The 21,746-nt window shown below is 73.5% G+C and carries 22 protein-coding genes; 16 read left to right on the top strand and 6 right to left on the bottom strand.

Annotation, left to right across the window (positions count from 1 at the left end; translation table 11 throughout):
• Positions 1 to 491, top strand: a 491-nt coding sequence (locus AB0M83_RS37220) for an SDR family oxidoreductase (protein ID WP_364524555.1), incomplete at its 5' end; no start/stop codon positions are given.
• A 388-nt stretch (positions 492 to 879) separates the two neighbouring features.
• On the opposite strand, the gene AB0M83_RS37215 is transcribed toward AB0M83_RS37220, so the two are convergent.
• Complete coding sequence (locus AB0M83_RS37215; RefSeq protein ID WP_364524553.1) at positions 880 to 1,212, bottom strand: DUF5994 family protein; 333 nt, start codon at positions 1,210 to 1,212, stop codon at positions 880 to 882.
• 209 nt (positions 1,213 to 1,421) lie between these two features.
• On the opposite strand from AB0M83_RS37215, the gene AB0M83_RS37210 reads away from it, so the two are divergent.
• Positions 1,422 to 2,570 carry a N(5)-(carboxyethyl)ornithine synthase gene (locus tag AB0M83_RS37210; RefSeq protein ID WP_364524551.1) on the top strand — a complete coding sequence of 383 codons (1,149 nt, stop codon included), beginning with the start codon at positions 1,422 to 1,424 and terminating at the stop codon, positions 2,568 to 2,570.
• 8 nt (positions 2,571 to 2,578) lie between these two features.
• On the opposite strand, the gene AB0M83_RS37205 is transcribed toward AB0M83_RS37210, so the two are convergent.
• A complete protein-coding gene (locus tag AB0M83_RS37205; protein ID WP_364524549.1) occupies positions 2,579 to 3,031 on the bottom strand; it encodes a DUF6292 family protein in 453 nt (150 codons plus the stop codon).
• 175 nt (positions 3,032 to 3,206) lie between these two features.
• Here AB0M83_RS37205 and AB0M83_RS37200 point away from each other — a divergent pair, with 175 nt between their 5' ends.
• The 8 genes from AB0M83_RS37200 (at position 3,207) to AB0M83_RS37165 (ending at position 8,822) form a co-directional block, all read left to right on the top strand.
• Positions 3,207 to 3,641 carry a hypothetical protein gene (locus tag AB0M83_RS37200; RefSeq protein WP_364524547.1) on the top strand — a complete coding sequence of 145 codons (435 nt, stop codon included), beginning with the start codon at positions 3,207 to 3,209 and terminating at the stop codon, positions 3,639 to 3,641.
• 20 nt (positions 3,642 to 3,661) lie between these two features.
• Positions 3,662 to 4,228, top strand: coding sequence for a sigma-70 family RNA polymerase sigma factor (locus tag AB0M83_RS37195; RefSeq protein WP_364524545.1), 567 nt, complete (start codon positions 3,662 to 3,664; stop codon positions 4,226 to 4,228).
• A gap of 158 nt (positions 4,229 to 4,386) precedes the next feature.
• Entirely contained in the window at positions 4,387 to 5,124 is a 738-nt protein-coding gene (locus AB0M83_RS37190; protein ID WP_364524543.1) for a GAF domain-containing protein, read from the top strand.
• 9 nt (positions 5,125 to 5,133) lie between these two features.
• Complete coding sequence (locus AB0M83_RS37185; protein ID WP_364524541.1) at positions 5,134 to 5,886, top strand: GAF and ANTAR domain-containing protein; 753 nt, start codon at positions 5,134 to 5,136, stop codon at positions 5,884 to 5,886.
• A 222-nt stretch (positions 5,887 to 6,108) separates the two neighbouring features.
• Entirely contained in the window at positions 6,109 to 6,765 is a 657-nt protein-coding gene (locus tag AB0M83_RS37180; protein WP_364524539.1) for a phosphoribosyltransferase family protein, read from the top strand.
• 163 nt (positions 6,766 to 6,928) lie between these two features.
• Positions 6,929 to 8,005 carry an acyl-CoA desaturase gene (locus AB0M83_RS37175; protein WP_364524537.1) on the top strand — a complete coding sequence of 359 codons (1,077 nt, stop codon included), beginning with the start codon at positions 6,929 to 6,931 and terminating at the stop codon, positions 8,003 to 8,005.
• Positions 8,006 to 8,153: 148 nt separating this feature from the next.
• Entirely contained in the window at positions 8,154 to 8,402 is a 249-nt protein-coding gene (locus tag AB0M83_RS37170) for a hypothetical protein (RefSeq protein ID WP_364524535.1), read from the top strand.
• A 54-nt stretch (positions 8,403 to 8,456) separates the two neighbouring features.
• The gene (locus AB0M83_RS37165; protein WP_364524533.1) at positions 8,457 to 8,822 is read left to right on the top strand and encodes a hypothetical protein; all 366 of its coding nucleotides are present in this window, start codon (positions 8,457 to 8,459) and stop codon (positions 8,820 to 8,822) included.
• 8 nt (positions 8,823 to 8,830) lie between these two features.
• Here AB0M83_RS37165 and AB0M83_RS37160 read toward each other — a convergent pair whose 3' ends face one another.
• On the bottom strand, positions 8,831 to 9,505 hold the full coding sequence (locus tag AB0M83_RS37160) for a BON domain-containing protein (RefSeq protein WP_364524531.1): 675 nt from the start codon (positions 9,503 to 9,505) through the stop codon (positions 8,831 to 8,833).
• Positions 9,506 to 9,598: 93 nt separating this feature from the next.
• On the opposite strand from AB0M83_RS37160, the gene AB0M83_RS37155 reads away from it, so the two are divergent.
• Positions 9,599 to 10,291, top strand: a complete 693-nt coding sequence (locus AB0M83_RS37155; RefSeq protein WP_364524529.1) for a response regulator transcription factor — start codon at positions 9,599 to 9,601, stop codon at positions 10,289 to 10,291.
• Here AB0M83_RS37155 and AB0M83_RS37150 read toward each other — a convergent pair.
• Positions 10,239 to 11,129: a hypothetical protein gene (locus tag AB0M83_RS37150; protein ID WP_364524527.1), complete on the bottom strand. Its 891-nt coding sequence runs from the start codon at positions 11,127 to 11,129 to the stop codon at positions 10,239 to 10,241. The genes AB0M83_RS37155 and AB0M83_RS37150 overlap by 53 nt on opposite strands.
• A gap of 170 nt (positions 11,130 to 11,299) precedes the next feature.
• Here AB0M83_RS37150 and AB0M83_RS37145 point away from each other — a divergent pair, with 170 nt between their 5' ends.
• The 4 genes from AB0M83_RS37145 (at position 11,300) to AB0M83_RS37130 (ending at position 16,023) form a co-directional block, all read left to right on the top strand.
• Entirely contained in the window at positions 11,300 to 12,880 is a 1,581-nt protein-coding gene (locus tag AB0M83_RS37145) for a GAF domain-containing protein (RefSeq protein ID WP_364524525.1), read from the top strand.
• A 65-nt stretch (positions 12,881 to 12,945) separates the two neighbouring features.
• Entirely contained in the window at positions 12,946 to 13,794 is an 849-nt protein-coding gene (locus AB0M83_RS37140; protein ID WP_364524523.1) for a hypothetical protein, read from the top strand.
• Positions 13,795 to 13,918: 124 nt separating this feature from the next.
• Entirely contained in the window at positions 13,919 to 15,259 is a 1,341-nt protein-coding gene (locus AB0M83_RS37135) for a GH25 family lysozyme (protein WP_364524521.1), read from the top strand.
• A 35-nt stretch (positions 15,260 to 15,294) separates the two neighbouring features.
• Positions 15,295 to 16,023: a D-Ala-D-Ala carboxypeptidase family metallohydrolase gene (locus AB0M83_RS37130; RefSeq protein ID WP_364524519.1), complete on the top strand. Its 729-nt coding sequence runs from the start codon at positions 15,295 to 15,297 to the stop codon at positions 16,021 to 16,023.
• Between the two features lie 145 nt (positions 16,024 to 16,168).
• Here the strand turns inward: AB0M83_RS37130 and AB0M83_RS37125 are convergent, their stop codons facing one another.
• Entirely contained in the window at positions 16,169 to 17,143 is a 975-nt protein-coding gene (locus AB0M83_RS37125; RefSeq protein WP_364524517.1) for a helix-turn-helix domain-containing protein, read from the bottom strand.
• A 586-nt stretch (positions 17,144 to 17,729) separates the two neighbouring features.
• Here AB0M83_RS37125 and AB0M83_RS37120 point away from each other — a divergent pair.
• Positions 17,730 to 21,122 carry a TM0106 family RecB-like putative nuclease gene (locus AB0M83_RS37120; RefSeq protein ID WP_364524515.1) on the top strand — a complete coding sequence of 1,131 codons (3,393 nt, stop codon included), beginning with the start codon at positions 17,730 to 17,732 and terminating at the stop codon, positions 21,120 to 21,122.
• 6 nt (positions 21,123 to 21,128) lie between these two features.
• Here AB0M83_RS37120 and AB0M83_RS37115 read toward each other — a convergent pair whose 3' ends face one another.
• Positions 21,129 to 21,644, bottom strand: coding sequence for a hypothetical protein (locus AB0M83_RS37115; protein ID WP_364524513.1), 516 nt, complete (start codon positions 21,642 to 21,644; stop codon positions 21,129 to 21,131).
• Positions 21,645 to 21,746: the final 102 nt, after the last annotated feature.

Here is a 21,746-nt window from a genome sequence, read left to right as displayed (position 1 = left end):
CGAACGCGGCCACCGCCGCGTTCGCGACGCTCGAGCAGGTCACCACCGAGGAGTACGACCGCATCTTCGACGTCAACGTCAAGGGCACGCTGCTCACCGTGCAGAAGGCGCTGCCCCTGCTCAACGACGGCGCTTCGGTGATCCTGAACGCCTCCACGGCCGCCGACAACGGCGCCCCGGCCTTCGGTGTGTACGCGGCGTCCAAGGCCGCCGTCCGGTCGTTCGCGCGGACCTGGGCCCACGAACTCACGGGTCGCGGCATCCGCGTCAACGCGGTCTCACCGGGACCGATCGACACCAACGGGATCACCGAGCTCGTCGGCGAAGAGAACGCGGACGACTTCAAGGCGAAACTGGCCGGCGACATCGCGATCGGCCGGATGGGTCACCCGGACGAGGCGGCCGCCGCGGTCGCGTTCCTCGCCTCGCCGGACAGCAGCTTCATGCTCGGCAGCAACTTGTACGTCGACGGTGGCGAGAACCAGATCTGAGGCCGGACGGCTGTGGCGTGGCTCGTCACGCCACGGCAAGAAGGCAGGGCCGCCTGGCCGGACGGCGAAGTAGCCCTCGGCCAGGCCGGCGGTCACCGGTGGGCGCGGCGCCCGGAGGGGTCGTGGGCCCGGCTGCTCGCCGTGCCGGGGCCGCCGCGCCGGGGACCGTGGCCGGCGTCGGGGGTGGGGCGGGCCGGCGGGGCGTACGTCGGCTGCAGGAACAGGCTGCCGTACCGGTCGTCCTGGGGTGCCGTGAGCGCTCCGGGCCGGATTTCCTCGGCGACGGGGTGGCTGAACAGCGGGCTGTCTAGTGCGGAAGTACTGATGAAGAGCTCCTCTCGTGCACGCGGCCGGTCGGCGGCGTGGTGGGTGCGGGGGCCGGAGTGGCCTAGTCCGCGACGTCGGTGAGCGCCTTGCGCGCGTCACCGGGGGCGGTTTCCGGGGGCACGACCCGCAGGGTCAGCCGATGCCGGTTCCAGCCGATCACCGTCAGGCTGCCCGACGGCTGGGACCGGAACCCTTCGAGCCGGACGACGCCGTCGTCGTAGGGCAGCCGGCGGTCGGGGACCGGCCAGTCCGCGAGGTGGTAGGTGACCCGGTCGATCCGTCCCAGCCGGGCGGTCATCGCCTCGAGCAGTGTGGGCAGCTCGTCGGCGAGGTCACGCGTCCGGGGCCACCACCCGCCGTCGACGGGTCCGGGGGCGGGCGTGGCCGATTTCATCCGCAACCGAGGTTCGGTGTCCGGTGAAAGGGTGTTCGGGCCCGACGGCATGTCGGTGCTCCCGTCTCCAGCCGAGGACATCGGCCGGACCAGGACCGAGGACGGCGCAGGTTCGATCACTTGCGCACGAAATGCTCCCGGTCACCACCCAGTGTAGCCGACGGCCGCGGGCGGTGTGTTAAGACTGGTACCTAGCAAAGGGGCCTCTGGTGCACCAGCTCAGTCTCGGCGTCATCGCTCGTTCACGCAAAGAGAACGAACGACGGCTGCCGATCCACCCGGACCACCTCGGCCGGATCGACGCCGACCTCCGGAAGTCCATCTTCCTCGAACACGGCTACGGCGAACCCTTCGGCGTGTCCGACGATCGGCTGGCCCGCAGCGTCGGCGGGCTGCGTTCGCGCGAGCAGCTCATCGCCGAATGCGACGTCGTCCTGCTGGCCAAGCCCCTGCGGGAGGACGTCGCCGAACTGCGTCCCGGCCAGGTGCTCTGGGGCTGGCCGCACTGCGTGCAGGACGCCGAGCTGACGCAGCTGGCCATCGACCGGCGGCTGACCGTGATCGCCTTCGAGGCCATGAACCACTGGCGCGGCGACGGTTCGTTCGGCCTGCACGTCTTCCACAAGAACAACGAGCTGGCCGGCTACTGCTCGGTACTGCACGCCCTGCAGCTGGCCGGGTCGACCGGGGACTACGGCCGCCGGCTGCGGGCGGTGGTGATCGGGTTCGGCGCGACCGCGCGCGGTTCGGTGACCGCGCTGAACGCCCACGGGATCCACGACGTCGACGTCCTCACCGCCCGCGGCCTGAGCGCGGTCGGCTCGCCGATCCACTCGGCGAACATGGTGCACTTCGACCACGACGTGAACCACCCGGGCGACCCGCGGCGCAGTCACGCGCACACCGATCACGGCCGGGTCCCGCTGGCGGGGTTCCTCGCCGAGCACGACATCGTCGTCAACTGCGTGCTGCAGGACACCGCGGCGCCGCTGACGTTCCTCGTCGAAGAGGACCTCGCCGCGTTCGCGCCGGGCAGCCTGGTCATCGACGTCTCCTGCGACGAAGGCATGGGCTTCAGCTGGGCGAAGCCCACGACGTTCGAGCGGCCGACGTTTCCGGTCGGCGACGGCCTCACGTACTACGCCGTCGACCACAGCCCGTCCTACCTCTGGAACTCGGCGAGCTGGGAGATCAGCGAGGCACTCCTGCCGCACCTGCGGACCGTCCTCTCCGGACAGTCCACATGGGACGGTGATGAAACCGTACGACGGGCGGTCGAGATCCAGAACGGCACGATCCGGAACCCGGCGATCCTGTCCTTCCAGCACCGCGCCGCGGAGTACCCCCACCTCCGCTGACGGCGTCGTCAGCCCGCCGAAGGGCGCACCCCCGGTTCGCGGGCGTCGTGCAGGTACGGCCGCAGCCGTTCGGCCAGGGAACCCCGGGCCGGGGCGTGCGCCGGGCCGGTCCGCTCCGGACCGGGGTGCCGCCCGGCGGCGGCGTCGGCGACGAACCGCGCGACCGCGCTCGGCGCCGGCACCAGGTCGTCGCCGCCCTGGCGCGCGATGAGGACCGGCTCGTCGGCGGGATCGGTTTCCACCGCCAGCGACCACCCGCGCCGCTCGCTCCACACCAGCATGACGTCGTGGTCGGGCCGGTCTGGCCAGCGCCGGGGGAGCCCGAGGTAGGCGGTGGCCGTGTCGCTGATCTCCACCGTGGTGCTCTCTTCCGGGACGCCCGTGGCGGCGGCGACCGCCTGCACGTATCCGCGCAGGCTGCGCTCGAGGGTTCGGGTGTCGGGTTCGAGGTGCTGCTCCATGTCCGCCACGCTAGAGGGCTTTCGGACGCCGTGCCGGGCGGTTCGCGGGACGAGCACGCGCGGCGACCGCGTCGCTACGGGTCTAGACTGCCTGCAACGCCCCAGACCTCGGCGCTCCTGGACCCCGGTGCCCGCCCTTCGGCTCGGCACCCGTACAGACGGCGAGGCGCACGCGATGACGAGACGCGTGGTGGTGGGCGGGCTCATCGGTCCCGGCTGCGTCCTCGCCACGATCGGCGCCCTGCTCCTGCCCTGGGAAGCCCTCCTCGCCGTGCTCCTGTCCGGTCTGCTCCTCGTCGTCGCCGGCCTGGGCGTCTCCTACCGCCGGCGGGCGCCCGCGCCCGCCGCGGCCGAGCCGCATCCCATCACCAGGTCCCAGCCCCCGCCGGTGGCCGACATGGCGACCGAGGACCTGTGCGTGGCCTGGCGGCGCAGCTACTTCCTCCTGCACCTCGCGGTCGACGAGCGGACCCGCCGGCTCGTCGTCCAGCGCCGGCAGGACTTCCTCGACGAGATCGAACGACGGGACCGCCGCGGATTCCTTCGCTGGCTCGACAGCGGCGCGAAGGCCGGCAGCGATCCCGCCCCCTACCTGACGCACGGGGGCTGACCGAGCGGAAAGGGCGTGGCATGGCGAGGGTCGACGGCACACTTCTCGCGTCGGCGGTGTCGGGTGATGGCACCGCGACGGACACGCTGCTGCGGCAGCTGCGCCCGGAGGTGCTGAGGTACTGCCGCGCGCGGCTGGGGGACCGGCGCTACCGCGACGGCGACGCCGACGACTGCGCGCAGGAGGTGCTCATCGGCGTGCTGGGCGCGCTGCCGGAATACCGGTACGGCGCCGCCCGGTTCCCGGGCTTCGTCCACGCCGTCGCCGCGCACAAGGTCGTCGACGCGTACCGCCACCGCGGAGACGACGTCAGCGTCCCGGTCCCGGAGTTCGCCCCGGCGCCCTCCGACCTGCCGGAGCCGGACCGCCACGTCGAGGTCCTCGAGCTGCGCCGGCGGGTGCGCCTCCTGCTCGACCTGCTGGTTCCGGCGCAGCGGGCCATCGTCGTCCTGCGGGTCATGGTCGGGCTCTCGGCCGAGGAGACGGCGGGCGAGCTCGGCGTCGCCAGCTCGGGCGCGGTGCGCGTGAGCCAGCACCGGGCGCTGTCCACGCTGCGCCGGCACCTCACCACCGCGGAGGTGCGGTGATGCCGGGGCACCGGGTAGTCGTCCGGGTACGATCCGGGGTACGGCCGCCACGGCGGTGCTGATCCGGATCAGGTCGTGTCCGAGTCGGGGCGACCACGAACATCGACTCGAAGGGGACCGGATGCGGCACTGCGGAGTTCGCCGGTCGTGGGCTCGCGGTGGCTGACGTCGAAGTCCTGCGCGCGAGCGTGCTCGCCGCGTTGAACGAGGTCGGCGCCGGCAGCGGGGTCGACCTCGTGGGCCGGGTGTGCCGGGCGTGCGTGCGCCTGCTGCCGGTGGACGGCGCCGCGGTCTCGGTGATGGTCGAGGCCGGACACCGCGAAATCGTGTACGCGAGCGACCCGGTGAGCTCCGCGCTGGCGGAACTGCAGTTCTCGCTCGGTGAAGGGCCGTGCTTCGAGGCGTACGTCGTCGGCGGGCCGGTCCTGGTGCCGGATCTGGCCGGCGGGCCGCCGCCGGCGTGGCCGGTGTTCGCCGCCGAGGCCGCGACCCACCCGGTGGCCGCGCTGTTCACGTTCCCCGTGCAGATCGGGGCGGTGCGGGTGGCGACCCTCGACACCTACCGGGCGACGCCGGGTTCGCTGAGCGCCGACGAGCTGTCGACGGCGCTGCAGGTGGCCGACATCGCGGCGCTCGCCATGTCGGGACTGTCGGGCGGTGGAGGCCGCTGGCTCGACGGGGACGGCCGGTGGATGGAGGGCGCGGGCATGCGGTACCGGGAGGTGCACCAGGCCACCGGGATGCTGATCGCGCACCTGGATCTGCCCGCTGCCGCCGCGCTGGCCCGGCTGCGGGCGTACGCGTTCGGGCACGGGCGCCCCTTGCTCGAGGTCGCCGGAGACATCGTGGCGGGACGGCTGGGATTGGACGAGGAGTTCGGTGGGGATTCACCGTGAAGACAGCTGATGGACGAGGAGATGGTGGGCATGGCCGATCGTGAACGGCAGGTGACGCGGGCGTTCGTGGCGCTGGCGGACACGTTGGTCGATGACTACGACGTGGCGGACCTGCTGCACACACTGGTGCGGCAGTGCGTGGAGCTGATCGACGTCGCGGCGGCGGGGCTGACCCTGGCCGACGAGCGGGGTGGCCTGCAGGTGCTGGCTTCCTCCACCGAGCAGGCGCGCCTGCTCGAGTTGTTCCAGCTCGACATCGACGAGGGCCCGTGCGTCGAATGCTTCACCACCAGCACCCCGGTCCTGGTGGCCGACATCGCCGCGCAGGCGGAGCGCTGGCCGCGGTTCGCGGCCGAGGCGGCCAAGGACGGGTTCGCGTCGGTGCACGCAGTGCCCATGCGCCTGCGCAAGCAGACGATCGGGGCGCTGAACCTCTTCGGGCGCAACTCGGGGGAGCTGTCGGCCGACGACGTCGCGCTCGCGCAGGGCCTGGCCGACACCGCGACCATCGGCATCCTGCACGAGCGGGCGGTCCGCGAGGGCGCGGTCCTGTCCGAGCAGCTGCAGACCGCGTTGAACAGCCGGGTGATCATCGAGCAGGCCAAGGGGGTCCTCGCGGTCAGCGGGCAGCTGACCATGGAAGCGGCCTTCCGGGCGTTGCGCGGGTACGCCCGGCGGAACAACGTCCGGCTCAGCGACGTGGCCCGCGCGCTGGCCGACCGCCGGCTCGCGCCCACGATCGTGCTGAAGCCGGCGACCTGAGCGGCGTCCGGATGTCCATTGTGGACACCGGATGCCCCGCTTTCCCAGCGCCCCAAGGTGGCCTTGGTTGCGTCAGACGCACCCAAGGCGGCCTTCGGTGCGTTGAGCGCACCGAAGGCCACATTGGGGCGCTTTGGTGGGCGCTGACCGGCGAGCTTGGGCCGGGGTGCGCGTACCGTGGGGCCGGAGACGGTTTACCGGTCTCCGACCCCGGGAGTTCCCATGCGGTTCCGTGATCGCCGGGAAGCCGGTGAACGGCTGGCGCTCCGCCTGCGTCCGCTCCGCGGTGGCCGGGCCGTCGTGCTCGGCTTGTCCGAGGGCGGGCTGGTGGTGGCCGCCGAGATCGCCGACGTCCTCGGCGCGCCGCTGGACGTCCTGCTCACCCAGCGGATCGAATCCGCCGGATCGCCGCCGGTGCTGCTCGGCGGCGTCGGCGAAGGTGGCTTGCTCGTCTGGGACCACAGCGCCATCCGCCGGTTCGACATCGCGGCGGAGGAGCTCACCCGGCTGGCCGGCCTGGCGCGGGCCGGGCTCGCCCGGCAGGTGGCGGTCTACCGGCGTGACGTCGCGCCGGCGGCGATCGCGGGCCGGACCGTCGTGCTCGCCGACGACGGCGCGGCCACGGGCACGACCGCGCACACGGCGATCCGCGTCCTGCGGGCCCGCCAGGCCGGGCGGATCGTGCTGGCCGTCCCGGTGGCCCAGGCGCCCGTCCTCGACCGGCTCGCCCGCGAGGCCGACGAGTTCCTCTGCCTGCGCCCGCTGCCCTGGCTGCACGCGGTCCGCAACAGCTACCGGAGATTCCCCGCCGTCGCCGCCACCGAGGCGATCGAGCTGCTGCACCGCGAGCCCCGCCGGCCGACCGAGGTCGCCCGCTGAAGTCCACAATGGATCATCGAGCCGGTCCGCACGTTACGCGCTTGTGGCGCCGGGGAAACGATCCGGGCGCACCCTGTTCCCCGCGGCGGCGGGGGCCTAGGGTGGGGCACTGGCCCTGGACCACGGCGACCGGAATGCACCTCCACCCGAGGAGAATCCGCTGATGACGACCAGTGTCAAGGAGCTCGGCGCCGCCGAGATCGAGCAGCTCGGCACCGAGCTCGACGAGCTGCGCCTGCGGATCGCCGCCGATCTGGGCGCGGAGGACGCCGACTACATCCACAACGTCGTCGCGGTGCAACGGTTTTGTGAAGTCTCCGGCCGGCTCCTGCTGTTCGCCGGGTGGTTCCCGCCCGCGTGGGCCGGCGGGGTGGCGGCGCTGGCGTTGTCGAAGATCCTCGACAACATGGAGATCGGGCACAACGTCATGCACGGCCAGTACGACTGGATGAAGGACCCCGCGCTGAACTCGCGGACCTTCGAGTGGGACATGGTCTGCCCGGGCGAGCAGTGGCGCCGCTCGCACAACTTCATGCACCACACGTACACCAACATCCTCGGCCGGGACCGCGACGTGGGCTACGGCATCCTGCGGATCACCGAGGACCAGCCGTGGCACCCCTACTACCTGGGCAACCCGGTCTACGCCGCCGCGCAGGCGCTGTTCTTCGAGTACGGCATCATGCTGCACGACCTGGAGGTGGACCGGATCGTGCAGGGCCGCCGGCACTGGGCCGACGTCCGGCCGCTGCTGAAGCCGATGCTGCGCAAGGTCGCGCGGCAGGCCGGCCGGGACTACGTGGTCCACCCGCTGCTCACGGGGCCGCTGGCGCCGTTGACGTTGGCGGCGAACGTCACCGCCAACGTGGTGCGCAACCTCTGGGCGTTCTCGATCATCTTCTGCGGCCACTTCCCCGACGGGGCGGAGGTGTTCACCGAGGAAGAGGCCGAAGACGAGAGCCGGGGCCAGTGGTACCTGCGCCAGCTGCTCGGCTCGGCGAACATCACCGGGAGCCCGGTGTTCCACGTGCTCTCGGGCAACCTGAGCCACCAGATCGAGCACCACCTCTTCCCGGACCTGCCGAGTCACCGCTACCCGCGGATGGCCGTCGAGGTGCGGGAAATCTGCGAGCGCCACGGCCTGCCCTACACCACGGGATCCCTGTCCCGCCAGCTCGGCTCGGTGGCACGGAAGATCTTCCGGCTCGCGCTGCCGGCGAAACGCCCGGCCTCCCGGTGAGGTGCGCCAGGTCGTCCACAGAGGACTGACCCGGGATTCGCCGGACAGGACCACCCGGCTGGCGCTGCCGGTCGGGTCGTGGTCCGGCGTAGCATGGAGCATCGCCCCGGACCTCGGCGGAAATTCGTCGACGGAATCGGGGTTTGCCGTGGAATCAGGGGTGGACGACCTCTACGACGCGTATCCGGTGGGCTGGGTCCTCACCTACCGGCGTGGCCGGGCCCCGGGTCCGCCGTCCGGCGGCTACCTGGCCGGCGTGGTCGCCGGCCCGCCGGTGCGGGATCCGCGCACCGGCCTCGAAACCATCCCGCTTTCGCCTCTGGGCGGCGGTCGCACGGTCTGGATTCCGGACCGGGACGTCGTCGGGTTCGAGCCTCGCCGGCTCCCTCTGTCCTGAGTGGACACCGACTGCGCGTGTCCGGGATGATCTTCGAGTGAGCGGGGTGGGAGCATGGGTACGGGCGAGGGCACCGGCACGGACCGGCGCTGGCCGGCGCGGCACGGAGGCGGTTACCCGCCGGGCTGGCAGGTGCGCTACCGCGGGCGCCGCCGGGTGGCCGGGTCCGCGGACGACCTGATCGGCACGATCGCGGGTCCCGCCCTGCGCGACGAGCACACGGCCACCACGTGGGTGCCGGTCCGCCCCCGGACCGCGACCACGGGCAAACCCCAGGTCCTGGTGCGCGCGCAGGACATCGTCGACGCGCGGCCGCCGGGTGAACCGGGTTTCGAGACCGCGGTCGCCTCCGAAGACGAAGCCCGGGAGGTGGTCGTCGAACTGCCGCGGCGAGGGCCCGACGGACACCCGGTGCGCTAGGGGAGGGCTCAGCCGGAGAGCTTCACCTGGTTGTCGACCGCGGTCACCCCGCGCGCGAACCACGCGGTCCGCTCGGCCGAACGGCGTTCGGCCGCGGTGAGGACGGCGCCGGTGAGGGTGACCTGGCCGTCGTCGACGCCGACCTCGACGTGCTGGGCGAGCTCCGGGGCGTGCCGGGCCAGCGCCGCGACGATCTTCGTCTTGATCTCGGCCGGTGCCACGCCCGGGGAAGGCCGCAGCGTGATCAGGTTCCGCACCCCGCCGATCCCGGGGAGCGCGGCCACCGCTTGGCGGGCGGCTTCGCGCTGGTGGTGCCAGTCCACCGACCCGCGCAGCGTGATCACCCGGTCGCGCACGTCGACCTGCACCGCGTCCTTCGGCACGAGCACCGTCCGGCGGTCGAACACGATCATGGCTTCCCGCGCGAGATCCACGTCCTCCGGCGCACCGTGGCCGTGCCGCACGAGGATCCGGTCCACGGCGGTGGTCACGCCGTGGACGCGGGTCGCGGCGCGCAGCGCCTCTTCCTTCTCGGGGTACGTGCCGACGTGACCGGACAGCGTCGCGATCCCGCTTGCGACGGTCACGCCGATTTCTTCGGCGTTGACGCTGGGGGTCCAGGCGAGCTCATCGGTGACGGCGGTCTTGAGGTGATGATCGGGCCTGTGCTGCATCTGTGTCATCCCGTCACCGTGCTCTTCGCGTGCGCCCGCGGCCTAGGGTCACGGGACCTCTGTTCCGGGGTCGTTCGGCGCGGGTGGGCGTAGCCTGGGGCGGTGGAGGACAGCCCGCAGCGCGCTCGGCCCGTCATCACGGTCTTCCTGGTCGACGACCACGAACTCGTGCGGCGCGGCGTCGCCGAACTGATCGACGACGAAGCCGACCTGAGGGTCGTCGGGCAGGCTTCTTCGGTGGCCGAGGCCATGGCCAGGGTGCCCGCGCTGCGGCCGGACGTGGCGGTGCTGGACGTCCGGCTGCCCGACGGGAACGGGGTGGCGCTGTGCCGCGACCTGCGCGCGGCGCTGCCCGGCCTGCGGTGCCTGATGCTGACCTCCTTCACCGACGAGGATTCGATGGTCGAAGCGGTACGGGCCGGTGCCGAGGGGTACGTGATCAAGGACGTCAAGGGGCTGCAGCTGGTCGACGCCATCCGCCGGGTGGGGGCGGGCGAGACCCTGCTCGACGGCCGGGCGGTCGCCGCGCTCGTGACCGAGCTGCGGGCCGGCACCGACGCGCCGGGCCCGCTGGCGGGGCTGAGCGAGCAGGAGCTCGTCCTGCTGGACCTGCTGGGGGAGAGCCTGACGAACCGGCAGATCGCCGAGCGGATGTTCCTGGCCGAGAAAACCGTCAAGAACTACGTGTCCCGCCTGCTGGCGAAGCTGGGGCTGGAGCGGCGGTCCCAGGCGGCGGTCCTGGTCACCGGGATCCACGGCGCGCACCGCCGGCCGGGAACGGATGCTCGTCGCTGATCACGATGTCCTCGAGCGGTGTCCGCGCCAAGGACGGCACCGCGGTGCCGTGCCCGAGGCGCAGCATGATCTGGGGCCATAGCCCGCCGCCGAGCAGCTGCCGCAGTTCGCGCCGGGTCGCCGGCCCGGCCATCGCCTGGGAGGAGAGCGCCGCCGAGAGCCCCGCGGCGGTGGCCGTCAGCAGGACCCGCTGCATGGCCTGACCGGACTGGAGCCGGCCGAGCGCGGTGTCGTGCAGGGAACCGATGACCACGACCAGCCGGTCGGGTTCGACGTCGAGGTCCGTTCCGCCGCCGGCCCCCGGCGTCGCCGGCGGGACTTCCGTGTGGCGCATGATCTCCCGCAGCTGCGGTACCTGGTCGGCGGTGATGGTGGCCAGCCACGCGCGTTCCACTTCCGCCGCCCGCCGGAGCTGCCGTTGCACCACCGAGGGGATCACGGCGGCGGTGAAGGGACGCCGGTTGCTCTGCCGGTCGGCGATGGCCGCCACGAGCTCCCCGTCGTGCGGTGCGATCGTCTCGTACCCTTCCGGCCGCACGACGGCGAGCAGGTCGGGCCGGCCGGCCGAGGGGAACAGCCGCACGTCGGCGTGGCTGCCCTGCGCCTTGATCGCCAGCCGGAGGTTCAGCAGGGCCGCGCCGCAGTCGAGCAAGCGTTCCCGCTGCTCGCTGTCGGTGCCGGTGGTGAGCGGATCCGCGAACAGCTCGATGGCGTCCGGCGTGCACTGGAACCGCCACGGCCGCGCGTTCCGCAGCGGCGGGGGAGCCGTGGCCGCGAGGAGGACGGACCGCACCTGGCTCGCGCTGAGGTGCCCGACGGGCATGACACCGGTCTTCATGAATGGCTCCGAATTCCTGGATTCCTGGGTGCCCCTCACCGTCCGCCGCGGCCGCGGCCGGAGCCAAGTGCCGAACGGCACCCGTGGCGGGGCGAAGGTCGCAGGTTGCGAACGCGGTCCGGTTTCCCCGGAAGCCGCCACCCGCCCGGCCGCCGTGCCACTGTGGTGCCATGCCCGAGGAAACCACGTCGGGCCGGGACCGCATGGCCGCGCTGCCGGCGGCCGTCCTCGCCTTTTCCGCCGGCCTGGAGCTCGAGACCACGCTGCACCGGATCGTGACCGCCGCCGCCGGCCTGGTCGACGCCCGGTACGGCGCGCTGGCCCTGCTCGACGAGGACGGCCGGACGACCGCGTTCGCCGTCACCGGCGTCGACGCCGCCACCCGGGACCGGATCGGCTCGCCCCCGGACGGCCACGGGCTGCTCGGCGAGCTCGTGACCGGCCGGACTCCGGTGCGCCTGCCCGATCTGGGCGCGCGGCGCCTCCCGCCGGGGCACCCGCCGATGCCGGCCTTCCTCGGTGTCCCGCTGGTGGTGCGGGGCGCGATCGTCGGCCGGCTGTACCTCGGCGGCGAGCAGCCCTTCACCGCCGACGACGAGCGCGCGATCGTGGCCTTGGCGGCGGCCGCCGGGTTCGCCGTGGACAACGCGCGGCTGTACGAGGAGAGCCGGCGCAGGCAGCGGTGGCTGGAAGCGACCGGGGAGATCTCCGCCGAGCTGCTGGGCGGCGCCGACGTCCACGCGGTGCTGCGCCTGGTCGCCAGCCGGGCCGCCGAGCTCACCGGCGCCGACGACGCGCTCATCGCGCTGCCCGTGTCGCCCGGCGGTCCACTGGCCGTCACGGTGTGCGCGGGCCCCGACGCCGAGGTGCTGACCGGGCGCCGGATCCCGCTCGACGGGTCGACGTCGGGCGCGGTCCTGCGGGACCACGTGCCGCGCAGCGTGCCGGCCCTGGCCTACGACTTGGGCGTCGACCTCGGGCCGGCACTGGCGGTCCGGCTGCGCTCCGGCTCGCGATCGGGGGCGGCGGTGCTCCTCGCGATCCGCGCACCGGGGGCGGCGCGGTTCGACGAGCAGGAGCTCCAGCTCGTGTCCGCCTTCGCCGACCAGGCCGCGCTGGCGCTTCGCGACGCCGAAAGCCAGGCCGCCCGCCGGGAGCTGGACGTGGTGGTGGACCGCGACCGGATCGCCCGCGACCTGCACGACCACGTCATCCAGCGGCTGTTCGCGGTCGGCCTCGGCATCGAAGGCACCCGTCGCCGGTCGGCCGCACCCGCGGTGACCGCCCGGCTCACCCAGCACATCGACCAGCTCCAGGACGTCATCGAGGAGATCCGCAGCGCGATCTTCGCCCTGCACGGCCAGCCGGGAGCGGGCCGGCGCCTGCGCACGCGCCTGCAGAACGCGATCACCGACACGACGGCCGACTCCGCGATCCGCACGACGGTGCGGCTGTCGGGCGCGATCGACCGGGTGCCGGCCGGCCTGGCGGAGCACGCGGAGGCGGTCGTCCGCGAAGCGGTCAGCAACGTTTTGCGCCACGCGCGGGCGGCGGACCTGACGGTCACCGTTTCCCTGGACGGCGATCTGGTCGTCGAGGTCTCGGACTCGGGAATCGGCATGCCGGCCGCCGTGGCGCGCAGCGGGCTCCGCAACCTGGAGCAGCGCGCCGCGGAAGCGGGCGGATCACTGCGCCTCGAACGCCCGGAGGCGGGCGGCACCCGCCTGGTGTGGACGAGTCCGGTGCCCTGACGCGCCCTCCGGGTGCGTACCGGCGTGGACCCGCGCCGTACCGACTGGATGGTATGTTCGCCCGCGTGATCGAAGCGGCGCGCCGGACCTGGCGATTTCTCGAGCCCTACCACGGAATGATCTACTTCGCCCCGGAAGCGGCGGCCGCCTACGAGGAACTCGGTCTCACCGGCCGCGCCGGCTATTTCGCGTCGAGGTCGGCGGCGCTCGGTGCGGTCCCGGCGCCGGTCGTGGTCGCGACGTTCTACAACTTCAACCCGGCCCTCGTCGAAGCGTCGATCACCACCGCCTGGTCCACGACCGACCCGGCCGCCGTGCTCGCCGCGCGGTACGCCGCGGCCGACCGGGCTTTGCGCGGCATCCTGGGCGACGCGATCACCTCACCCGAGATGCGCCGGGCCGCCACCCTCCTGCGCGAGGCCGCCGAGACGGTCACCGGCGACGTCACGGGCCGCCCGCTCTTCGCCGCCCACGCCGCCCTGTCGTGGCCCACCGAGCCCCACCTGGTGCTGTGGCACGCGCAGACGCTGCTCCGCGAGTACCGCGGCGACGCCCACATCGCCGCCCTGCTGACGGCGGGCCTGCGCGGCATCGAAGCCCTCGTCACGCACGCCGCCTCCGGCGCCGTCCCCGCCGAGACCCTGCGCACCTCCCGTGCGTGGTCCGAGGAGGACTGGAACCAGGCCGTCACCGGCCTCCGCGAGCGCGACTGGCTCACCGGCGACACCGCCCCGACGTTCACCCCGGCCGGCGCGGCCCGCCGCGCGGAGATCGAGAAGGCGACCGACGAGAACAGCGTGACTCCCTACGCTCATCTCGGTGAGTCCGCGTGTGCGGAGTTGCAGGCTTTGGTGCGGCCGTTCAGCCGGGCGCTCGCGGAGAAGCTCATGCCTTGGGCCCTCGCGAGGCAGTAGCGCGTCCCAGCCGCGTCCCACCGGGGTGGCGTTTCCGCTGGTCCGGTGCGGTGGGACTGTCCCGGCGTCCCGAGTCGGCCGCTGACCGGCGACCCGGGGGCCGGGCACTGCCAGCCTGCTCGCCATGCAAAGACTCGCTCTGGCCGTCGCCGTGCTGCTGGTGTTCCCCGCCGCGACCGCAGCCACCGCCGCGACCGCGGCCGAACCAGTCGCGGCCGCCGCCGTCGCGGTGTGCGGGCACACCAGCGCCCAGCCCACCCTGAAACAAGGGGCGACCGGCGCCGAAGTCGCCGAGGCCCAGTGCGAACTGAACCTGGCGACCAAGGCGAGCCGGTACACGCCCCTCGGCGCGGACGGCTCCTTCGGCGCCGCGACCGACGCCCGGGTCCGCGTGTTCCAGCGCTGCGCCGCGCTGAGCGTGGACGGCCAGATCGGGCCGAACACATGGGCCGCGCTGAACGCGTGGGCCGCACACCCGAAGAAGTGCGCGACCCAGGGCACGTCCGACGCCGCGCAGAGCGTCGTCTGCGGCCACTCCACGGCGCGCCCGACCCTGCAGAGCGGGTCCACCGGCACCGACGTCAAGGAACTCCAGTGCCGGCTGAACCTCGCCATGGAGCCCGGCCACTACCCGCCGCTGACCATCGACGGCAACTTCGGGGACGGCACCCGCAATCGGGTGATCCAGTTCCAGCACTGCGTCAACGCCAGTGCCGACGGCGTCGCCGGGCCCACCACGTGGGCGAAGGTCGCCGACTGGTCCAGCCGCAACACCTACTGCACGCCGCCGAAACCCGCCGGCCATCCGATCGACGGCGTGGACACGGCGAAGTACCAGCACCCCGGTGGCGCGCCGATCAACTGGGGCGCGGTGAAGGCGTCCGGCGTCGAGTTCGCGACCGTCAAGGCGACCCGCGGCCTGAACACCACCGACGACTACCTGGCCACCGACCTGCCCGCCGCGCGCAACGCCGGCCTGGCCGTGGGGCCGTACCACTTCTACACCGGCACCGCGGCCAACACCGGCGGAACGCAGGCGGACCGGTTCATCGCCGCCGTGAAGGCCACCGGGTACACCGGCAAGCGCGCCGGTGACCTGCCGCCGGTGTTCGACCTGGAGTGGAAGGACGACGGCTCCGGCGGCTGCCCGCCCTACGTCACCGTCGCCGACGCCAAGGCGTGGCTGAACAAGGTGCAGGCGGCGTTCGGCCGGACCCCGATCATCTACACGCAGAAGTCGTTCCTCGACGCCTGCCTGGGCGGCACCACGGCGCTCTCCGCCTATCCGATGCAGCTCGCCGACTACCGCCAGTCCGTCACGCAGCCGGCGCTGCCGGCCGGGTCGACGACCTGGCTGATGTGGCAGTACACCGACGCGGCCATCGCCGACGGCATTCCCGCCCCGGCGACCGGGGACGTCTTCAACGGCACCCAGGCCGATCTCGACCAGCTCGCCAACCGCTGAATCCCCGCTAGGAAAGGACGAGAATGAGTCTCCCCATGAGCCGCCGCACGATGCTGCGCGGCGCGGTGGTGGTCGGCGCGGCCGCCGCGGTCAGCCCGCTGCTGCTGACGGGCACCGCGCAGGCGTACCCGTGGTCCCGCACCCTCGCGCAGGGCAGCACGGGCGCCGACGTCACCGAACTCCAGATCCGCGTCGCCGGCTGGGCGGCCGACTCGCCCAGCCACAGCCGGGTCTCGATCGACGGCGAATTCGGTCCCGGCACCGCGGCGGCGGTCCGCAGGTTCCAGGCGGCCTACGGCCTGGGTGTGGACGGCCAGGTCGGCTCGGCCACCCAGGCCGCGCTCAACGCGCTGGAGCAGAGCGACGGGTCCACCGCGCACTTCAACTTCAGCGAGTTCACCGACCGGGTCAGCGGCACCTTCAACGGCGGCAAGGTCAGCGCGGCCACCGCCAAGGAGAACGCCCGCCGCTGCATGTACAAGCTGGAGGCGCTGCGCAAGAAGCTCGGGAACAAGGCGATCACGGTGAACTCCGGGTTCCGCAGCATCGCGCACAACGAGGAGATCGGCGGCGCCAGCGACAGCATGCACATGTACGGCACCGCGGCGGACCTCGACGTGCCGGGCGTGGCCAACAAGACCGTCTACCAGAAGGCCGAGACGAGCGGGTTCTCCGGCCTGGAGACCTACAACACCGACCACCAGCACGTGGACAGCCGCGCCGACCTCGGCCGCGCGTGGTGGTGGGAGAACGGGACAGTCTGACCGGCGACTGGGGGTCTGACGCCGGAAACCCCGCCCTCGGGGGTTTCCGGCGTCAGCGATTCCCGCACCGTGCCGCGAAGCCCGCACCCTCCTGGTCCGCTCCCGGGCCGCCCCTCGCGGAGGGCGCGGGCTTCGCCCTGTCCGCTCAGTGCGCCTGCGGGTTCTCGAGGGCCGCCGAGCAGGACGGCCAGTCGTGGAAGTCGTGGTGCGCGCTCCACAGGCGGTGCGCCGCGTCGATGTTCCAGACCGGGTCGAACGCCTGCCGCGGTGTGCCGCCCAGGTCCAGCAGGCGGGCGTCGGAGATCTGGAAGATCCCCCAGTTGCGGCTGCCGTTCGTGTTCGGCAGCACCCACAGCGGATCGAGGAACGAGGCGCAGCGGGCGATCGCGACCGCGGTGTCCGGCGCCTCGGTGAACACGGCCCGGATCCGCTGCTCCACCATGGCGCCCGACCAGCCCGCCAGGCTGGTCCGGTGGTCGTAGAGCGCGGTCTTGGTGGCCTCGTCGACCACGCCGCGCGGCGGCAGGCCGGCCAGCACCTGGAACGCGGTGACCCGGCGCAGGGTCTCCGGCCCGAACGAGCCGTCGACCGAGAGCCGCCCCTGGGCCGCGACCAGCAGGTTCTGCACCTCGGTGACGCACTCGTCGTGCTGGCCCATGCTCACCGGCGGCTGGCAGGCGGCGGAGAACAGCATCCGGTCGGCGTACCGGCCGGCGGCCGGCACGGACCCGTCGGCGGTGACCCAGACCAGGCCGCCCGCCAGCAGGACCACGATCGCGATGGCCACCGCCAGGTACCCGCGTCGGCCTGACGACCGCGCGACGTCCTCGCCGGTCGCGGTCTCGGCTTGCTCCGTAGGCACGTCCTCGACCCGGGCGGCGTCCGCCAGCGCCCACAGCTGGTGCAGCTCGCGCAGCTCCTCCGCGGACGCGCCGCAGACCTTGGCGAACGAGTGGACCACGCGGTAGTCGGCGGGCACGCTCTTGCCCGAGCAGTACCGGTGCAGGCTCGAGCCGCTGGCCCCGGCCTGCCGGCCGAGCCGTTCGTAGCCCTGCCCGCTGCGGTCCTTCAACATGCGCAGGTAGGCGGCGAACTTGTCCGCGTGCACTGTCACGGTCACTGTCACACCTCGCTCGGGCAGCATCCGGCCGGACGGAAACTAACACCGTCCGGCCGGATACCGGGCGGAAACCGACGGATTGCGCCACCCGGCGGTGCCCACCCGGCCGGGTGGTGGCGACGCGCGGTCACACCAACGGTTCCCGCATTCCGCGCGAACCGGGGCCGGGCGGTGAACCGGGGCCGGGCGGTGAACCGGGGCCGGGCGGTGAACCGGGGCCGGGCGGTGAACCCGGGGCCCGGCGGTGAATCGGCGCCCGGCGGCGAACCCGGGGCTCGGCGGTCAACCGGGGCCCGGCGGTCAACCGGTGCCCGGCGGCGAACCCGGGGCTCGGCGGTCAACCGGCACCCGGCGGTGAACCGGGGTCCGGCGCCGAACCGGCGCCTGGCGGCAAACCGGGGTTCGGCGGCCAACCGGGGTCCGACACCGGGGCCGGGGTCGCCGCGGCCGTTGCGGGAACGGACACGCGCCCAGCCGGTCTGCGCGCTCGCCGCCGCGGGCCGGCCGGCCGACGCACTCCGGCGGTCGGCGTGTCGGGCGGACGGTGCTCCGGCCCGGGTCTCCGCCCGTGTCAGACTCCGCTCCGATGGACACCCCAGCCGATCTCGCCGACCTGCTCGAATGCGAACACCGCAGCGTGCTGAACCAGGCACTGGCCGCGGGCCTGCCGGGAACGCCGCGGCCCGGCCCCGGGCCCGACCAGCCGGAGGTGCGGCGGGGCCGCGCGGCGGTGGCGGCGCTGCTCGCCCGGTTCCGCGGCGAGGGCCGCGACGTGGTCGAGATCGACGTCCGGGACCCGGGGGCGGCCGCGAAGGCGACCGAGGCGGCGGTGCGGGCGGGGGCGCCGGTGATCCACCGGGCCGTCGTCGGCGACAGCGAGTTCTCGGGACGCGCCGACTTCCTGGTCCGGGACGGCGAAGGCCGCTACGAGGTCTACGGCGCGAAGCCGGCTCGGCAGGCGAAGCCCGCCGCGGTGGTGGAGCTGACCGCGTGCGCCGACGCGGTGCGGCGGGCCGGCTGGCCGGCCGGGCCCCACCTGCACCTGGTCCTCGGCGACGGCAGCACCCGGACGTTGCGGGTCGAGGACTTCCTGCCCCTGGTGGACCGCCTGCGGACCCGGCTGCGCGGCCGGGCACCGGAGCTGCCGGCCCGGCTGTGGGCCGACGAACGCCCGGCCTGCGCCGGCTGCCGCTTCGCTCAGCACTGCTCGTCGGCCCGCGAAGCCGACCGCGATCTGTCGCTCGTGGCCGGCCTGCGCGGCGACCAGCGCCGCAAGCTGGTGGCCGCCGGGCTGGGCTCGCTCGACGCGCTGGCCGCGGCCACGCCGGGCGACCGGCCGCGCGACCTGTCCGTCACCGCGTTCGAGACCCTCCGCGCCCAGGCCGCGCTGCAGGTCCGGCAGGACGCCACCGGCGAGGTCGCCTACGAGGTCGTCGATCCCGGCGCGCTGGCCGGGCTGCCGGTCCCCGCGCCGGGGGACGTGTTCCTCGACCTGGCGGGCGATCCGCACGCGTTGTCGGGCGAAGGGCTCGAGTACCTCTTCGGCGCGGTGACCGTGGAGGACGACCGGCGGTTCACCCCGTTCTGGGCGCACAGCCGCGCCGAAGAGAAACGCGCGTTCGAGGAGTTCGTCGACTTCGCCGCGGCGCGGGTCGCCGAACACCCCGGCTCGCACATCTACCACTACGCGCCCTACGAGGTCACCGCGATCAAGCGGCTCGCGGCGGTGCACGGCACCCGGGAGGAGACCGTCGACCACCTGCTGCGCAGCGGGGCGGTCGTGGACCTGCACGCGGTGGTGCGCAAGGCGATGCGCGTGTCGCAGCGGTCGTACTCGATCCGGCACCTCGAGCCGCTCTTCCAGCCCGGCGCCCGGGACGGCGGCACGAAGGCCGCGATGTCGGATGTGGAGGCGTACGAGGAATACCTGGCGTTCGCGCGCTCGGGTGAGCCGGAGCGGGCGGGTGAGGTCCTGCGCGGCATCGGCGAAAACACCGAGTACGACTGCGTTTCGGCCCTGCGGCTGTTCGAGTTCCTCCACCAGGTCCGCGCCGAAGCCGGGATCGACGTGCCGGTGCCGGAGGAGGAATCCGCCGAGGACGCACTGCTGCGCGCGGCCGAGGAGGACGTCGCCGCCGAGCGCCGCGCCGAACGCGCCGCCCAGCTGGCCGCGCTGGTCGACCCGCTGCTCGAGGGGCTGCCGGACGATCCGGGCGAGTTCACCGCCGACGAACGGGCCCGCGCGCTGCTCGCGGCGTCGGTCGGCTACCACCGCCGCGAGACGAACCCCGCGTGGTGGGAGTACTTCCGCCGGCTCGCCGCCCCGCTCGGCGACCTCGAGATCGACACCGCGTGCGCGGTGCCGGTGTCGCTCGAAGCGGGGGAGTGGGTGCCGCCCGCTGGGCGGACCCGCACCGCGAAACGGACGCTGCTCGTCACGTGCGACCCGGACCGGCCGCACCCGTTCACCCCGGGCGACGAAGTGCGGCTGCGCTACGGCGCCGACGCGCGGGACGCCAAGGTCGTCGCCGCGTCGGCCGTCGAGCTGACGCTGGAGGAGAGCTGCCCGCCGGACGCCACCACCGCGGACCGGCCGGTCGCGGTGCTGCCCGGCAGCCCGGTGCGGCCCTCGCCCAAGGACGAGGCGGTCGCCGACCTCGCCCGCCTGGTCGTCGACGCGCTCCCGGAGCTGCCCCGGCACCCCGGCGTCGACCTGCTCCGCCGGACCCCGCCGCGGCTGCGCATGGGCGCCGCGCTGCCGGAACCGGGGGAAGACCTGGTCGCCGCGGTGATCGCCGCGGTCGAGGAGCTCGACGGCTCCGCGCTCGCGGTGCAGGGACCGCCGGGGGCGGGCAAGACGTACCTCGCGGGCAAGCTGATCGCCCGGCTCGTGCGCGCCGGGCGGACCGTCGCGGTCACTTCGACGAGTCACAAGGCCGTCGAGAACGTGCTGAGCGCGGCGAAGAAGAGCGCGCCGGACCTGCCGTGCGCCAAGCGGGCGAAGAAGACCCCGGACCCGGCCGCGCCGTGGGAGCAGCCGAAGAGCAACCCGGCGCTGGTGAAGTGGCGCGAAGAGCACACCGACGGGCACCTGGTCGGCGGGACGGCGTGGACGTTCGCCAACGCCGCGATCCGGGAGGAGCCCTTCGACCTGCTGATCATCGACGAGGCGGGGCAGTTCGCCCTCGCGGACGCGCTCGCGGTGTCGATGTGCGCGCGGAACGTCCTGCTGCTGGGCGATCCGCAGCAGCTTCCCCAGGTCGTGCAGGGCACGCACCCGGCGGGCGCGGAGGCGTCGGCGCTGGGGCACGTGATCGGCGGGGCCGACATCGTGCCGGCGTCGCTGGGCTACTTCCTCGACGAGACGCGGCGCATGCACCCGGCCGTGTGCGAACCGGTGTCGAACCTGTCCTACGCCGGCCGGCTGCACGCCCACCCCTCGGCCGCCGGCCGCGGTCTGGACGGCGTCGCCGCGGGGCTCTACCTGGCTGAAATCGACCACCACGGCAACACGACCCGCTCGGCGGAGGAAGCCGCCGCCGTCACCGCGATCGTGGCCGGCCTGCACGGCCGCCCGTGGACCGACCACGGCACGACCCGGCCGCTCGGGGACGCCGACATCGTCGTCGTGGCGCCCTACAACCTGCAGGCGCGGACGGTGACCCGGGCACTGGAAGAAGCCGGGTTCCCCGGCGTCCGGGTCGGCACGGTCGACCGGTTCCAGGGGCAGGAGGCGCCGGTGGTGATCACGACGATGACGTCGTCGTCGGCGATCGACCTGCCCCGCGGGCTCGACTTCCTGCTGTCCCGCAACCGGCTCAACGTGGCCCTGTCGCGGGCGCAGGCCCTGGCGATCCTGGTGTGCTCGCCCCGGCTCGTCGAGGCCGACATCCGGACGGTGGAGGAGATGCGGCTCGTCGCGGGCATGATCGGCCTGATGACCGAGGCGCGGCCGTGGTCCACAGTGACCGTCCGATGAGGACCGTCAGTCGGTGATGTACCACTTGCCGCCGCGGAGCTCGAGGACGGCGTCGCCGAGGTCGCCGCTGCTGAACTTGACGCCGGCCTGGACCGCCTTGGCCGGGATCTCGACCTTATTCGGGCCTTCGGTGACGCGGCCCCGGTCCACGGTGGCGGTCCGCAGCGCCTTCCGCTGTCCGGCGGAGAACATCTGGAACGAGATCGGGAGCGTCTTCTCGCACGGCCCCCAGCCTTCGTCTTCCGCCTTCTTGGCGGCGGGCGCGGCGATCTCGCAGGCCGTCGTGACGTCTTCGTCGCCCACCGCGTGCAGGTAGGCCTCGTACCGCTCGACCGCGCCGCCCGGCTTCGCCGGGGTGGACGGTGGCGTGGTCGTCGGCTGCGGCGTCGTCGTGGGGGTCGTCGTGGGGGTCGGGGACGCCGTGACGGTGACCGGCGGCGTGGCGGTGCCCGACGGCGCCGCGGAGTCGTTACCCCCGCCCGAACATCCGGCGAGCACCAGGGCGACGAGGCCCGTGGTCAAGAACGGTAGTGCGCGAGCGGACACGGAACACCCTTCGAGTCGGGAACGGGGGCAGCATAAGCGGCGGCGACCGCCACTGTGGGGTGATCCCGGGACGTCGGC

The sequence above is a fragment of the Amycolatopsis sp. NPDC051106 genome (assembly GCF_040682775.1).
In the GTDB taxonomy this organism is placed as follows: Bacteria; Actinomycetota; Actinomycetes; order Mycobacteriales; family Pseudonocardiaceae; genus Amycolatopsis.
Note: the sequence above shows the minus strand (reverse complement) of the source record. Positions and strands in the feature narration are given on the sequence as shown.